Below are 1,390 nucleotides of genomic sequence, written 5' to 3' on the forward strand. Positions count from 1 at the left end.
AGTGGTCAAGCCATCGGCATATTAGTACCGGTCAGCTCCACGAGTTACCCCGCTTCCACATCCGGCCTATCAACCCAGTGGTCTACCTGGGAGCCTCACACCACCCGAAGTGGCAAGGAGACCTCATCTCGAAGCAGGCTTCCCGCTTAGATGCCTTCAGCGGTTATCCCTCCCGAACGTAGCCAACCAGCCATGCCCTTGGCAGGACAACTGGCACACCAGAGGTTCGTCCGTCCCGGTCCTCTCGTACTAGGGACAGCCCTTCTCAAGTCTCCGACGCGCGCAGCGGATAGGGACCGAACTGTCTCACGACGTTCTAAACCCAGCTCGCGTACCGCTTTAATGGGCGAACAGCCCAACCCTTGGGACCTACTCCAGCCCCAGGATGCGACGAGCCGACATCGAGGTGCCAAACCATGCCGTCGATATGGACTCTTGGGCAAGATCAGCCTGTTATCCCCGGGGTACCTTTTATCCGTTGAGCGACCGCGTTTCCACACACCACGGCCGGGTCACTAGTTCCGACTTTCGTCCCTGCTCGACCCGTCAGTCTCGCAGTCAAGCTCCCTTGTGCACTTGCACTCAACACCTGATTACCAACCAGGCTGAGGGAACCTTTGAGCGCCTCCGTTACACTTTAGGAGGCAACCGCCCCAGTTAAACTACCCATCAGGCACTGTCCCTGATCCGGATCACGGACCGAAGTTAGATACCCAGTATGACCAGAGTGGTATTTCAACGTCGACTCCACCAGCACTGGCGTGCCCGCTTCACAGTCTCCCACCTATCCTACACAAGCCACACCAGACACCAATACCAAACTATAGTGAAGGTCCCGGGGTCTTTCCGTCCTGCTGCGCGTAACGAGCATCTTTACTCGTAGTGCAATTTCGCCGAGTTCGCGGTTGAGACAGCGGAGAAGTCGTTACGCCATTCGTGCAGGTCGGAACTTACCCGACAAGGAATTTCGCTACCTTAGGATGGTTATAGTTACCACCGCCGTTTACTGGCGCTTAAGTTCTCAGCTTCGCCGTGAGGCTAACCGGTCCCCTTAACGTTCCAGCACCGGGCAGGCGTCAGTCCGTATACATCGTCTTGCGACTTCGCACGGACCTGTGTTTTTAGTAAACAGTCGCTTCTCCCTGGTCTCTGCGGCCTCACAGGCTGAGCCGGCTAGCGGCCTCACCCGATCGGCCCCCCTTCTCCCGAAGTTACGGGGGCATTTTGCCGAGTTCCTTAACCACGATTCACTCGATCGCCTTGGTATTCTCTACCTGATCACCTGAGTCGGTTTGGGGTACGGGCGGCTCGAACCTCGCGCCGAGGCTTTTCTAGGCAGCATGGGATCACTCACTTCGCGCATACGCGCTCACTATCAGGTCTCAGGCTC

At 57.3% G+C, this 1,390-nt stretch carries 1 rRNA gene; it reads right to left on the minus strand.

The features are described 5' to 3' along the window. Window position 1: 1 nt before the first annotated feature. Window positions 2-1,390 (minus strand): 23S ribosomal RNA (locus Q0848_RS18875); the annotation flags it as partial.

The organism is uncultured Pseudokineococcus sp. (genome assembly GCF_947495735.1).
Lineage (GTDB): Bacteria > Actinomycetota > Actinomycetes > Actinomycetales > Quadrisphaeraceae > Pseudokineococcus.